The sequence below is a fragment of the Pedobacter sp. 01N416 genome, from assembly GCF_056399685.1.
In genome coordinates, this window is the sequence record NZ_JBFTRT010000193.1 from 1 (window position 1) to 14,647 (window position 14,647).

Genomic DNA, 14,647 nt, shown 5'->3' on the forward strand with positions numbered 1-14,647 from the left:
GACAACAGGCGTGGATAATTGATTGTACCTTGCCCTAAATCACAGGAAGATTCTTCTTCACTGTCTTTGGGCAAACGATGCTTCAATATATCGCGCATGTGGCAGAGTTTAAAACGGTGCCTGTGTTCTTTGAGGTATTCTTCTGCGTTTTGGCCTTCGGTTATGGTATAATAATAATCCATTTGAAAATCAACCAGATCTTTATCCGTATTGGCTAAAAGAACGTCGATTGGTAATTGTCCATCTACTTTTTTGTAGGGATAATCATGTGGATGGTAGCCAAAACGCATACCGTACTTTTTGCAGATCTCTCCATTGCTGTTGAACTCATCGGCAAAACGTTTAAAATTGTCGATAGATTTTTGAGGCCCTTTCCATGGACAGACCAGGTATTTCATTCCGATTTCAGCGGCTTTTTCTACTTGCCTTTCAAAACCGCCTGGTTCATCATTATAGTGGCTTGAAATCACCTTCAGTCCGAAATTATTCGCCAGCTTTTTAAACTCTTTATTGCCGACGCCCCAAAACATACCCTGAGTGCCACTATAGCTTTCTATCTGCGTATAACCCATTGTGCCCAATTGTTTCAAGGTGCCGGGCATATCTTTTTCCATATCCTCCTTCACCATATACAACTGAATGCCCCAGGCGGGCAGCTTGGGTGGGGCAGCAAAAATGTCATTCCCGAATAAAGGGATACTTAAGGCAAGAAGCCCTGTGTTTTTCAAAAAAGATCTTCTGTTGGTCATTATCTAATTTATTTAAAAATGATGGTTTTCTCCAGGTCTTAAAATATAGTGGTAAGGAACCATACATTGAATTACCGGTATTTAAAGTCACATCCAAATTAATTTTCAACTTTTGCGGTAATTATTTGTACGATCGAAATGCTTCTCCATATATGCTTGTGTCCTGCACAAAAAACGTTACAAATCCTTGCTACTACAACCTCAAAAAGCTATTGTTTAAGCGTTAAAATCCAGCTTATAATTTGCTTTACCTCCGTAGGCTTCAGTGCCGGATGCGCCGGCATCACAACATCGCCCCAAACGCCATTTCCGCCTTGCACAACCTTTTGTGTTAAATGGGTCATTGAAGCGGTGTTGTTCGGGTATTTTTTTGCGATCTCYATAAAAGCTGGTCCGATTGATTTCTCGTTTATTTTATGACAGGCTTTGCAATCGAGCGACATCATTAAAGCTTTACCGGGACTGTTTGCACTGATATTTGACAGATTGGACACCACGCTACCGGCCACTATGCCAATGGTTTTACTTTTTGCCATTGCATCCCGGTCGTCTTTAATATCAACCGTGACCGTATAATTGCCCTTTTTAGTATAAACATACTTTAGTTTTGGGAACAGGGTTTTCTTGACTACACCATTACCCAGGTTCCATGTGTAGGTCATCTTGTCATTTTCGGGGTCTTTTGCTACAACATCAAACTGCACTGCCAAAGGCAATTTTCCATAAGTTTTATCGGCATATATTTTTAATATTTCAGGCGGACGGTTTCCACGGTTATAATCAATCCTTGCTAAACCGGCATCAACATTTTTAGTGAACCATCCATTGCCATATTCCAGGACATAAATTCTGCCATCCGGCCCTATTTCCATATCAATCGGCGCATTAAATTTTGTAGTTGGCATAAACGGTTCCATCTTGTCAAAATCGCCATTTGGTTGCAGGGTTACTGCTTTTATCCAGCTTCTCATCCAATCATAGATGATCACTTTTTTGCTGTAATAATCAGGTAAGCGTGTAGCCTTAGGATACATATCGGCATAGTAGATAGGACCTGCCATAGCGGTTCGCCCACCAGTACCCACTTGTGGGAAATCGGTTGACGGGCCATATGGATACCATATAAATGCCGGCTGCGCAGGTGGCAGTGCTTTTAGCCCTGTGTTGTTTTTTGATATATTTATCGGCTTTGTTGGATCAAAAGCAGGGCCGGATACCCCCGTGGCATAATTGTAAGGATGGTAGGGCAGGTTCGGGCCTATAAACAGCGGCCAGCCAAAAAAGCCAGCACTTCTGGCCTGGTTGACCTCATCATAACCACGTGGTCCACGAAAGGCCAGGCTGTCGCTGTTCGCGTCCGGACCAACCTCGCCCCAATATAAATAATTGTTCCGCTTATCTACTGATATACGGTAAGGATTCCTATCACCCATTATATAAATTTCTGCCCGGGTATTGGCCTCTCCAGGTTTAAACAGGTTACCTTCTGGAATATCGTAAGTGCCATCGGCCTTCATTTTTATTCTGAGGATTTTTCCCCTTAAGTCATTGGTATTACCTGCAGTCCGTCTTGAATCATACTGCTCATGACCCGCACGGTCATCCAAGGGAGCGAATGCGTGTGTATTATAAGCTGGGTTTCCCCCTTCATCAAATGGGGTGGAATTATCTCCGGTGGACAGATAAAGCATATTGTCCTTACCAAAAGCCACCGAACCGCCTGTATGACAGCATATATCCCGCTGAGAGTATAACTGTAATACTATTTTTTCTGACCTGTTATCAATGGTATCATTTTCGAGTGTAAAACGCGAGAGACGGTTTACACTGGTATCGGCAGGACTGTAATAAATATAAACGTAATGGTTGTTTTTAAAATCGGGATCAGCCTGTAGGCCCAAGAGACCTTCTTCTGCATTCACCTCTTTGACCTGTGATTTCCAATACACATTTAAAAAACCTATCTGTTTTACCGTTTTGGTGTTGTTTTTATAGAGTAGTATTTCTCCTCGGCGTTGAGCAATCATAACATCCAGGTTTGGCAGTACGGTCATTTCAGTCGGTTCAAAAAAAGTTCCTTTTACCAGCTGGTTTTTAACCAAACGATTTTCGTCTGGAACGCGTTCTGTGGTAGCTTTTGCGTAGTTTAATTTTTGTTGGTCGCCGATTGCCCATAAAATGCCGCCCAAAATATGTTTTAAATAAAGTGGGTCTGCATATGATTCCCCGGTATGTCCAAGCGCGGTGTACCAGGCCCTGCCACCATCGAAATCGTGATACCAGGCCATTGGGTGGGCCGCGCCGTTAATGCCCCCTGTATAACTGTTTTCATCAATGGTAATCAGGACATGAACGTCCTTGTTTAACGCTTTATAGTTATACCATTCATCTGTTCTTTTCCACTCATCAGGTAAATGTTTTGTCGAGATATGGGTTTTGTCAATTACTTTTAATAATGCAGGCTGTATTTGAGGATGACTGGCAAAATATCCGCCTACCAGGCGGCCGTACCAATGCCAGTCGTATTCCGCATCAGCGGCTGCGTGTATGCCCACATAAGCTCCGCCGGCCTGTATATATCTTTCAAAATCATTTCGTTCTGCGGCTGTAAGCAATGCGCCGGTTGTACTTAAGAAAATCACTGCATTGTATTTTTTTAAGTTACTTTCAGTGATTTTTCCAGCATCGGATGTTGTATCCACATCAAAATTATTTTCCTTCCCGAGTTTTACGATTGCTTTTATTCCTGCGGGAATAGAGGCGTGGTGAAAGCCGGCTGTTCTGGTGAAAACTAGAATTTTTGGTTTTGATACGGGAAAGCCAAAAAACAAAAAGGGAATAAAAAATAATAAAATAAATTTTAGTCGCATTGGTCGATTTTTTACTGATAATAAAGTATGGGAATAAATGAAGTCGCGGATAACTACTTAAGTAAAAATAAATTCATGGCAATTAAAAGCCACTATCGTCCAATGCAAACCTATTTTTTCTCATTTGCCATTGGCCCTTTGTGAAGTCTGGGAACTCTTGCGGTTTATTTCCTTCTGCGATTGATTTTGCAGATAAAGGCGCGATAACGCTCATCGTTACCGAATCGTAGACATCAATAGGTGGGGTCTTTTTTTCTTTTACCGAAAGAATGAACGCATTAAAAACAAACCAGTCTACACCACCATGGCCTGCCTCGCTTGCATCCTTTTCGTGTTTTTTCCATAGTGGGTGGTCATACTTCTCAAACCAGGCTTTGGCCGGTTCCCATTCATCATCTTTTGACACATGGTCAATGTAGATCGATTGATTGAGATCCATCCAGATACCTTTGGTGCCCTGCACCCGGAAACCGAGAGAATATGGGCGTGGTAGATGGGTATCATGGGTCAAAAGAACAGTCTCTCCATTCGCGCAATTCAACATGGTCTGTACGACATCCCCTTCTTTATATTTGATATTGGCATTTGGATGCCTTGGTGCAAGTTCCTCCACATAAGATGCCAGGCCCCGCGCTTTCGAGCTGAACGAAACCAGATTGGTAAACCTATTGCCCCGGTTGATGTTCAGGTAGTTCATTACCGGACCCGCCCCATGTGTAGGATAAAGATCGCCGTCGCGGTCGATATTGAATTGGGTACGCCATTGAGCTTCACTGAGTGCCCCTTCGCCAAATTCAATACCACCGCCATAAACCTGCCTACCATTATTGAACAACACATCCCGAAGGTTATGTTGATATCCTCCTTCAGCATGTACCAATTCCCCAAATACGCCCTGGCGGACCATATTTAGTACGGCCATAACATCACGTCGGTAACAAACGTTTTCTAAGGTCATGTAAGGCACGCCTGTGGCCTCTGATGTATGAACGATCTCCCAGTGATCATCAAGTGTTAATCCTGCTATTACCTCGCATCCCACATATTTACCCGCTTTCATTGCATCTACTGCCTGACTACAGTGAAATTGCCATGGCGTTGCGATAATAACCGCGTGGATATCTTTTCGATCCAACAATTTTTTATATGCATCTAAACCACCGGTATATTCCATCGCTGCTGGCTTACCGCTTTTTGCCATGCGTTCCCGGCAAATTTTTAGTGAGCGTTCCTGAATATCGCAAATGGCAACAATCTCAACGTCTTCGCGAAGTAGGCCTGCTGCAATATGGTTCATACCTCTTTCTCCCACACCAATGTAGCCAAGGCGCACTTTTTTCTCCTCTGTAGCAAAAATAGCAGTCGATGGTAATATAGTAGCCCCAGCGAGGCTGATTGTGCTATTTTTTATAAATTCTCTTCTTAACATATTTAAGATTTATTGGGTTATTGTCGATTTTTTGAACATAATCATCTGAGGGCTGTTTCTTACATCCGTAAAACTTTAACACCTGAATCAGTATTTATCAGTTCTGCACTTTGGATCACTTTACCAAAAAAACTTATCTTGATCGGTATAAACAATGGAGGTTCCACAATGATCTTCAACCCCAGATAACTGTTTTGAATGAAAAGATTGATCCGATTTTGTGACAGCATGTTAAACATCATAATGTATATGTTTAACCAAAAATACCTGCACAGTATGAATAACCTGTTCGTAAAAAAAGGATAGTACTATATTGTACTTAAGGAATGAATAGAAAGATTTATTTCTTTTCTAACCTGCTTTTATCTCCGTAGGGGTCTTGCCGGTATACTTTCTCATTACAGTAGAAAAATATTGTGGCGTGGAGAAATTTAGTGAGTAGGCAAGTTTTGTGATCGATATGTCGGGTTGGTCATTTATAATCTTGATCGCTAAAAAAATGCGCTGACGCTGGATGTAATCAATCGGACTGAAGCCGGTATTCTGTTTAAACCAAATCTTAAATCTGGATTCTGAAAGGTGAATCTTGTTGGCCAGGTCTTCGATGGAGATGTATTCTGTAAGATTATTGGTAATGTGTTCGGTAATCACATCTAAGCGCTTGTCTGTCGTTTCGGTCTGCATTCCCGAAACTTTATCCAGCACATGTAATAAAAAATTTTGAACTAAATGTTCAATCCAGATCTTTTCAACAATCGTTTTTTTACGGAGCGTATTTTTTTTAAAAATAGTCTCCAGGATTTTTTTGCATTCGTCTCCTCCGCGGAAATGACGGATTTCCTTTTTTATAATCAGATCCAGTAGACTGGCCACGTTGGCGCAAATCTTATTGCCGGGCTTTAGTTTGATATTATCTGTTTTGATTATCAACCAATATAAACAACCTCTTTCTTCCGGTTCACCGCCTGTACTGTGGACTTCGCCCGGGAAATGGATAAAAATGTCGCCTCCATTAACCAGGTGTTTTTTGTTGTTGACAAAAAACAATTGACTTCCTTTATCACAGTAGCATATTTCTATCATACCTACATGTGCATGTTCCTCCAGATATTTTTCAGCTTTGCTATATTTATATCTGCCCAAAACGCATAGATCATCATATCCCTCCTTTTGGAAGTTAATGATAGTCCTGTTTCTTGTTGATTTTACATCGAGTTGCATAACGTTATGTTGGTATTAACAATGTTACAAAAAAAAAAGCTTTGTCAACCTGAAAATCGAAAAATTCAATAGGTGCAACCCCAAGGCCTCAGCTGGGCGCTTACGGTATTCCATTTCTATAGTGGTTTACCTGTAATGGCTGTTTTTTGATTGTAATATAACCGATCGGTTTGGTTCGCTGAATAAATAAATTGATAGCGCTATAGTTCCACCATATTATTCTTCAAATGGTCGGCTTTATTGATGACAAACATCCTTGTTATCAGATTGAGCGGTAAACCAAATTGTTCATTTTAGTATCGAAGTATTCTTGTGTAAGAATATCATGGGGGGTATCATTAAGTTTGTTTGATCAATCTGGTAATTGCCGACTTAACAAGGAATTAAAATGTAACTGTCCTTGAAATATAAAATAAAAGTCCGTAGCTTATATATGATTGATACGCCGCATACCAAATATATTCTGTAACCAAACCAAACCATGACAAAAAAAATCACATTCACTTCAGTATTCATGTTCCTGTTACTGAGTATTTGTATTCCAAATGATCTTTTGGCGCAAATACAACCAAGCTCCGGAACTACCGTTACCGGTAAAATAAGAGATGGATCAGGTCAAGCATTGCCTGGGACAACTATCCTAGAAAAGGACACCCAGAACGGGGTTATTGCAAATAGCAATGGGGAATTTAGTATCAAATTGAAAGGTTCATCTCGGACATTAATATTTTCCTTAATTGGGTTTGTTTCAAAGAGCGTTACGCTGCAAAACAATCAATCGTTGCTAGTTGAATTAGATGCTTCAAATAATGCTTTAAACGATGTTGTAGTCGTAGGCTATACACAGAGAAGAAAAGTTGACCTTACTGGAGCTGTAGCCTCGGTTTCATCAAAGGAATTGGAAAACAGGCCTGTTACCAACGTTGCCCAGGCTTTGCAGGGACAGGTTGCCAACCTTAATGTAACCCCAAATGCATATGGCGCGGGCGGTGCCCCAGATGCAGAACCCAATATAAACGTGAGGGGATTTACCGGTTTCGGTGTGCTGGCAGCACCTTTGGTTGTAATTGACGGTATTCCTGGTGGAGATCTGAATTCGATCAATCCCTCGGATATTGATAATATATCACTACTAAAGGACGCGGCATCTTCAGCTATATATGGCTCAAGTGCTCCTTATGGGGTTTTGCTTGTCACTACAAAACGCGGCAAGGAAGGGAAACCAACGATCAACTATAGTAATAACTTATCTATTAGCCAGGCAATAAACCTTCCTAAGATGGTCAATTCTCTTGATTTTGCAAATCTTTTTAATGAGGCATTCGTAAACGCTGGACGGGCGCCCTGGTATAATCAGGAGACCCTTGGCCGCATCAAGGGCTACCTGGATGGAACGCTGAAAGATGAGACGATCAAGGATCCAAACCATGACGATTGGTATGGTTCAGGGCTTGGATACTTCACGGGCGCAGGTCCGAATACGGGCAATGGCAACAATGACTGGTTTAAAATCTATTTTAAACCATGGGCTTTTAGCCAACAACATAATCTGAGTGTTTCAGGTGGAAGTAAATCAACGTCCTATTATCTGGGTGCAGGTTATACCTCTAAGGGAGGGATGTATAATTTTATGAGCGACAGTTATAGCCGTTCCAATGTGAGGGCAAATGTGTCGACTGAAATAAACAAATGGTTGACCGTAAATTTCCGTAGTGCCCTGTCCAGACAGTCTGGCAATACCCCAGCCACTTATCCGGATGCCACTGGTGGTAATTACATGCACCAAATAGCAAGAAAACTTCCAACTACGCCATTGTTTAATCCTGATGGTGAATATTCTGACTATTCCGGCGTTAAACTCTTTACTGAAGGGGGAAGGAATACCTACGACAGGGATAAAGTGAATGCAACGGGCGAGTTGGTTATCAAACCGGCAACCGGCTGGAATATTACCGGAAATTTCACTTATAATGGAACATAGTTCAATTCGAAAAACTTCAATAAAGTAGTATATACAATACAGCCTTCGGTTGCGGATAATGATACCAGACTAGCTATGGAAGGGTATTTTGGTAGATTCAATTACAATTATAAAGATAAGTATCTATTGGAACTGAACGGAAGATATGATGCTTCCTCTCGTTTCTTGGAGAATAAGAGATGGAATCTTTATTCCGGTCTCTCAGGAGGATACGTAGTTTCGGAGGAAAATTTCTGGAAACCGTTTAAAAACTATGTGAATTTATTTAAATTAAGAGGATCGTACGGGTCACTGGGAGACCAATGGGGAGATAATCCGGGACAGGATAACTATTATCCTTTTTATCCTAGCCTTTCTACTGTTGCGCCTACAAATACTAGCTGGATATTTAGCAATGGCCGCCAGTCTTATGTTGGCCCTCCGGGCCTGGTGAACCCTAGTCTTACATGGGCCACCATTAAATCACTTAATATGGGCGTAGATCAACAGCAAAAGTACCGTTCAAAAGTATCCTAATACAACCAAACTCCTATCTGATTGGTATGAGGGAATGGTAATGGGAGAAATATGGGGATATGAGACCCAAGGTTTATTTCAAAGTGCTCAGGAAATAGCAAATGCACCAAAACAAACGGCAATAAATGCAAGCAACTGGACACCGGGAGATGTCCGTTACAAAGATTTAAATGGCGATAACGTTATTAATTTCGGAAATAATACCGCGGATAATTCTGGTGACAGAAAAGTTATAGGCAATAGCTCTCCACAATATTCCTACGGAGTGACAGTTGGTGGAGACTGGAAAGGGTTTGACGTTTCCATGTTCCTTCAGGGAGTAGCCAAAAGGGATGCATGGGTAGGATCGGATATGTACTTTGGAATTATTGGAGGGGAATGGGGCAGTACTGTTATGACACAGAATTTAAACAGATGGACGCCTCAGACGCCTGATGGCTTCTTTCCCAAATATTATATGTCCGGACAGATGAACAAGAATATTCAAACGCAAACAAGGTATCTGCAAAATGCAGCTTATATGCGCATTAAAAATATTCAGCTCGGCTACACGGTATCTAAAAACCTGTTATCACATGTGGGAATTCAGAAGCTGAGGGTTTACCTCAGTGGAGATAATCTTGCCACATTTACTAAAATGCAAAAATCCCTAGATCCTGAACTGGCAGTAGATGAAGGTAAGATCTACCCATTACAGCGCACGCTTTCTTTCGGATTGAATGTTACTTTTTAAACTGAAGACTAATGAAAATAAATAAAATATTACTGGCAGCCATAGTATTGGTGTCAGCATCCTGCAAAAAAGGTTTTCTCGATCAAGTGCCCAAAGCCAACATCAGTAATGCTGAGTATTGGAAATCTGCCAATGATCTGAAATTATATGCCAATGGTTACTACGATGCTCCGGTTGGAGCACCATCCAATTATAACACGACACTGCTTCCTTCTTTTTCCGGGTATAATCAGGCAGGTAATTATGGTGAGGACGCAGATCAAGGTAGTGATAACATGATTTCAATTCCATATAATCCTACTTTAAACAGTGAAAATGTTGTACCCGCAAGTGGAGGCGGATGGGATTGGGCACAATTAAGGACCATTAACTATTTTATGGCCAACTATCAAAAAGTGACAGATAAGTGGGATAATGTAAAGCCGTATGTAGGTGAAACGCTATTTTTTAGGGCTTTGTTTTATTTTAACAGGCTTAAAAATTTCGGTAATCTGCCCTGGGTTGATAAACCACTTACCAATCTTGACACGCAGGAATTATTTCAAGGCAGACAGTCACGTAATGTTATCGTAGATCATATTTTAGAGGATCTGGACAAGGCAATCGAATATCTGCCCTCAAATGGAAGCGGCGAGACTTTCAGAATAAACAAAGAAGTTGCCATGTTATTTCAGTCAAGGGTAGCTTTGTATGAAGGAACATGGGAAAAATATCATGCCGGAACACCTTTCGGTGTCTCAGGTCAGGACGGAACAAAATATCTTCAAAAAGCCGCCAGTGTTGCTAAAGCACTAATCGATAATCCTCATGGATATCAATTAGATAATGCGGGAATGACTGATGGTTATTGGAAACTGTTTAACCAGACTGATTATAGCAGCAGTAAAGAGGTAATGCTTTGGAGAAAGTTTGACAATAGCATGGGCTTGTCTCAAAGATGGTACTTGTTTGTTCCTATTGCGTTGCAAAGAGGAATAACAAAAAGTTTAGTGGATGATTACCTTTGTAAAGATGGAAAGCCTATTGCCGCAAGTACACAATATCAAGGGGATAATACTTTGGCGAATGTAGTAGCTAATAGAGATCCTAGATTGCAACAGACTGTATTTGTACCGGGTACCGCTATTACCACAAACCGAGCGAACGGCGCAGCAAATGTAGTTTTTGCAAGACCTGATTTTACCAATTCAGCCAATGTTCCAACAGGTTATGAATTATATAAAGGCCATAATACAGATGCTTTACAGCAGGTCGAAAATTCTACCCAAGCGCTGATCTACTTTAGGTTTGCAGAGGTCTTATTAAATTATGCAGAAGCAAAAGCTGAATTGGGTGCCATTACCCAGGCAGATCTTGATGTGAGCGTGAATTTACTTCGCAACCGGGTGGGGATGACTCCTTTGTCAATCGGAGGAATTACAACAGATCCAAACTGGAAGTTCCCAAGTCTTTCTCCAATAATCAATGAAGTGCGTAGAGAAAGAAGGGTTGAATTGGCTTGTGAAGGCTTCCGACACGACGACATCTACCGTTGGGCTGCAGGAGGTATTTTAATTACCAATTGGAAACCGAAAGGAGCCAAATTAGCACAATGGGCAACAATGTTTACGCCTGAAACACTGAGCAAATATCCAACAGATGCGAATGGATATATTGAACCTTTCAAAAATATTGGTTCAATGGCCAATGGTTACCAGTTTAAAGTTAGCAGAGATTACCTGTGGCCATTACCGAGTGACCAATTGGTACTGAATCCTAAGCTAGGACCTAATAATCCGGGGTGGTAAGCGGAAATTAAAGACTTTATAAATCGAATTAGATCGTCCCAAAGATCAATCAACTAAGGCTCGTCCTGTTTTTACAGGGCGGCCTTTTTATGGCAGATGAAATAAAACTATTAATTTAAACCCTGTGCGTAAAGCATTAATTATTGAAATAAACAATATAAGGTTTTTGAGTACCTTCTAAAAAGACAAAATGATGAAAAAATCTTTGTGGACACTTATCTTTCTTTTCGCCGGATACATGGTTTTAYAGGCACAGCCTACCGTGATCCCACAACCATTAAGTATGCATCTTAGGGGCGATGAGAAACTTGCCGTGAATTCTGGGCTGTATATACAGTATGACAGTAAACTCGCGGCAGAAGCAAATTTACTTTCGCAGGACCTAAAAAAGGTGACGGGCATTGATGTAAAGGTAGGTCAGAATGCACCCAAAAACGCCAGTATCTTCACTATCATAACTTTGACACTTGATAAAAGTGTTACTTCAGGTGATGGAAGCTATGGATTGCAGATCAGTAATAAAGGTGTGAAGATTACGGCGTCTGAAGCCTCTGGTATCTTTTACGGCGGCGTTACCTTACAGCAATTATTAAACCAGCCAACAAAGGATAATAAATACTGGCAATTCCCTTTGGTGGAAATCCAGGATAAGCCGCGGTTTGGCTGGAGGGGCTTAATGCTTGATTGTTCAAGGACATTCATGGCACCTGAATATTTAAAGAAGACAATTGATAGAATGTCCTTTTATAAGTTAAATACGCTTCACCTGCATTTAACTGATGAGCAGGGATGGCGCCTGGAAATAGAAAAATATCCGTTGTTAACCAAGCAGGGGGCTTATTTCGATAAAAAATATAATGAACCAAAAGAATTCGAAGGATTTTATACCCAACAGCAGATCAAAGAGATCGTGGCATATGCGCAGCGCAGGCATGTGCAGGTTGTTCCGGAAATAGAGAGCCCGGGACATTGTACAGCCGCACTGAATTCCTATCCTCAACTTTCCTGTACTGGTAAGACAGACGATATTGCCCCATTCTTTGATCGTGGCGGTTTGGATGTTTTCTGCGCGGGGAACCCCGATAGTTACAAACTGCTTAATGAGGTAGTCAAAGAAACGGCTGGACTATTTCCATCACCGTATTCGCACCTGGGAGGGGATGAAGTGCCCAAAAACCGGTGGAAAGAATGTCCTAAATGTCAGGCCGCTATGCATACCAATAATATAAAGGACGAAGAAAAGCTGCAAAGTTATTTTATGAGCCAATTAGGCAACGAGGTAGAGAAATATCACAAGAGACCGGTAGCATGGGATGAGATTTTAGATGGGGGCGGAATCAACAAAAACTGGGTAATTATGGTGTGGCGTGATCAGGAAACGGGTATGAGAGCAACGAAAGATGGATATGATGTGGTAATGTCTCCTTCATCATCACTTTATTTTGATGAGCTTTATTCGATAACCAATACCAAAAATGTATATACTTATGAACCTATTCCTGCAGATGCCAGCCCCGAAGAGAAAAAACATTATCTGGGCATCCAGGGCAATTTCTGGTCACACATTTGCCGTACCGAATCAAAAATAGATTACCAGCTGTTCCCACGCGTATTGGCCCTGGCTGAAAGAGCCTGGTCTGATCAAACCGTAAATAACTTCGACAACTTTGCAAAACGTAAAGCTGGCCATATTTACTGGCTTAACTTTTTTGATATAAAGTATAATAAAGATGCACAATAAGGGTAAGTACCGACTGCTGGTTCTAGCCGGGCTGTACTGAAAAACTTTTAACCATGAAAAGAAATTATTTTATCGTGTGTCTCTTATTCGGATGCTGGCTGTCCAGCTTCGGGATGGGATATCAAAAGGCGGGCAACAAGAATCTCATCGTCTCTTTTTTGGAGATCAAAGGAAAAAATACAGGCTGGGGCCTTGCGGTGGTCATCCAGACCCCAGAAGGCCGCACCTACCTGTATGACACCGGTCCGGGGCAATATCCCAACGCGAATTTTGATGAGGGGAAGGATATGATAGCCCCGTTTCTCAAAAGAAATAATATTAAAGTTATTGACGGTATCATCATATCGCATCCTCATAAAGACCACTTTGGAGGTTTAAAGTATCTGATGGGCAGTTTTAAGGTTAAAGCATTATATGATACTGGGTATTCCGGATGTATAAACTGCGAGCCCGAGTATGATGATTATAAAAGCGAATATATTGCCAAAGGAGGAAGATATCAGCGCATAAAGCAGGGAGATAAACTTGGCTGGGACAAATATTTAGACGTTGAAGTACTATCACCTCCTCCAGGGTTTCTTAAGGATGAAGATGAAGCCAACGTGAACTCTGCGGTAGTCCGAATAAAATATAAGAAGAATACCTTCCTTTTAACAGGGGACATCCCGCAGGCAGGGCAGGAATACTTATTAAAACATTTTAACGCAAGAGACTTACAAGCAACCGTATTATCGGCTCCCCATCACGGATATGACTCATACCTTCCTTTTGCAGAAGTAGTAAAACCGAAAATTTTGGTAGCCAGTAGTTTGAATGGAGCTGAAGAGCCTGCTTTAAAAGCGAGAGAAGTTTTTAGCAAGGTGGGTTCCGAAGTATATGCAACCTGCTGGAATGGAACTGTTGAAGTTGTTTGCGATGGCAATAAGTGTACGGTAAAAACCGAACGTAATAACAACCCTAATGTGCTGCCTGGCATTGTTCCAAGTAAGCACTCCAGCACTGGTTTCCTGCCTCCGGGATGGATTAACCTTCACGACAAGAAGTATGCAACACCGACCGACGGAACAATCTCCGGTGGTGGGAGAGATGCCACTTCGGCCATTATGAGGGCACTCGCTGATGTCCCGCTTGGCGGTACGCTGTTAATGGGACCTTATGTCTATCAGATTTCTGGAGCGAATGGAATCGACCTGTCCTCCCGTCTTGACGTGCATATTGAGGGCGCTGGTGGAGGGATGGGAGGCAATCACGATCAATATAATGGGACTTATATCAAGGTAACGGGCAAGAATAATGCTTTTACTATAAGTCCTTCAACGCAGGGACAACAGGGGCCAACCTTTTCGAAGATCCATGTGTACGATGGGTCGGGAGAATCAACTGGCTGGTATGTCAAAAACTGTAACAAGTCGCAATGGAACCGTTGCAGCGTGGTGAATGCCAATAAAGGTTGGGTTTTCACAGCTACCAATGCTCCTGATTGGGATAATGCCTGGCATGTGCTCTACGATATCACCACCTTTCATTGCCATTATGGGCTTTGGCTGGGGGGGAACTTCGGCATCTCGGTGTTTGGTGCCGATATTGATGTGGCTGGCGACTCAGGATGCGGCCTGTTTC

10 protein-coding genes are annotated in these 14,647 nt (G+C 41.7%); 6 read left to right on the forward strand and 4 right to left on the reverse strand.

Going from position 1 to position 14,647, the window contains the following annotated elements; translation table 11 throughout:
• From AC1DND_RS12525 to AC1DND_RS12540, 4 genes are all read right to left on the reverse strand, one after another.
• Positions 1 to 749 (reverse strand): sugar phosphate isomerase/epimerase family protein (locus AC1DND_RS12525; protein WP_477582014.1); only part of this gene is annotated, 749 nt, incomplete at its 3' end.
• 209 nt (positions 750 to 958) lie between these two features.
• Positions 959 to 3,619, reverse strand: coding sequence for a ThuA domain-containing protein (locus AC1DND_RS12530; RefSeq protein WP_477582016.1), 2,661 nt, complete (start codon positions 3,617 to 3,619; stop codon positions 959 to 961).
• A gap of 82 nt (positions 3,620 to 3,701) precedes the next feature.
• Positions 3,702 to 5,048: a Gfo/Idh/MocA family protein gene (locus AC1DND_RS12535; RefSeq protein ID WP_477582018.1), complete on the reverse strand. Its 1,347-nt coding sequence runs from the start codon at positions 5,046 to 5,048 to the stop codon at positions 3,702 to 3,704.
• Between the two features lie 351 nt (positions 5,049 to 5,399).
• Entirely contained in the window at positions 5,400 to 6,269 is an 870-nt protein-coding gene (locus tag AC1DND_RS12540) for an AraC family transcriptional regulator (RefSeq protein ID WP_477582020.1), read from the reverse strand.
• A 481-nt stretch (positions 6,270 to 6,750) separates the two neighbouring features.
• Between AC1DND_RS12540 and AC1DND_RS12545 the strand changes: the two genes are divergently transcribed.
• The 6 genes from AC1DND_RS12545 to AC1DND_RS12570 all read left to right on the forward strand — a co-directional run.
• Complete coding sequence (locus tag AC1DND_RS12545; protein WP_477582022.1) at positions 6,751 to 8,250, forward strand: SusC/RagA family TonB-linked outer membrane protein; 1,500 nt, start codon at positions 6,751 to 6,753, stop codon at positions 8,248 to 8,250.
• A 75-nt stretch (positions 8,251 to 8,325) separates the two neighbouring features.
• Entirely contained in the window at positions 8,326 to 8,766 is a 441-nt protein-coding gene (locus AC1DND_RS12550; protein ID WP_477582024.1) for a hypothetical protein, read from the forward strand.
• 40 nt (positions 8,767 to 8,806) lie between these two features.
• The gene (locus tag AC1DND_RS12555) at positions 8,807 to 9,499 is read left to right on the forward strand and encodes a hypothetical protein (RefSeq protein WP_477582026.1); all 693 of its coding nucleotides are present in this window, start codon (positions 8,807 to 8,809) and stop codon (positions 9,497 to 9,499) included.
• An 11-nt stretch (positions 9,500 to 9,510) separates the two neighbouring features.
• The gene (locus tag AC1DND_RS12560; protein WP_477582028.1) at positions 9,511 to 11,286 is read left to right on the forward strand and encodes a RagB/SusD family nutrient uptake outer membrane protein; all 1,776 of its coding nucleotides are present in this window, start codon (positions 9,511 to 9,513) and stop codon (positions 11,284 to 11,286) included.
• Positions 11,287 to 11,476: 190 nt separating this feature from the next.
• Positions 11,477 to 13,027, forward strand: coding sequence for a beta-N-acetylhexosaminidase (locus AC1DND_RS12565; RefSeq protein ID WP_477582030.1), 1,551 nt, complete (start codon positions 11,477 to 11,479; stop codon positions 13,025 to 13,027).
• Between the two features lie 197 nt (positions 13,028 to 13,224).
• The coding region (locus AC1DND_RS12570) for a ComEC/Rec2 family competence protein (protein ID WP_477582032.1) at positions 13,225 to 14,647 on the forward strand (1,423 nt) is incomplete at its 3' end.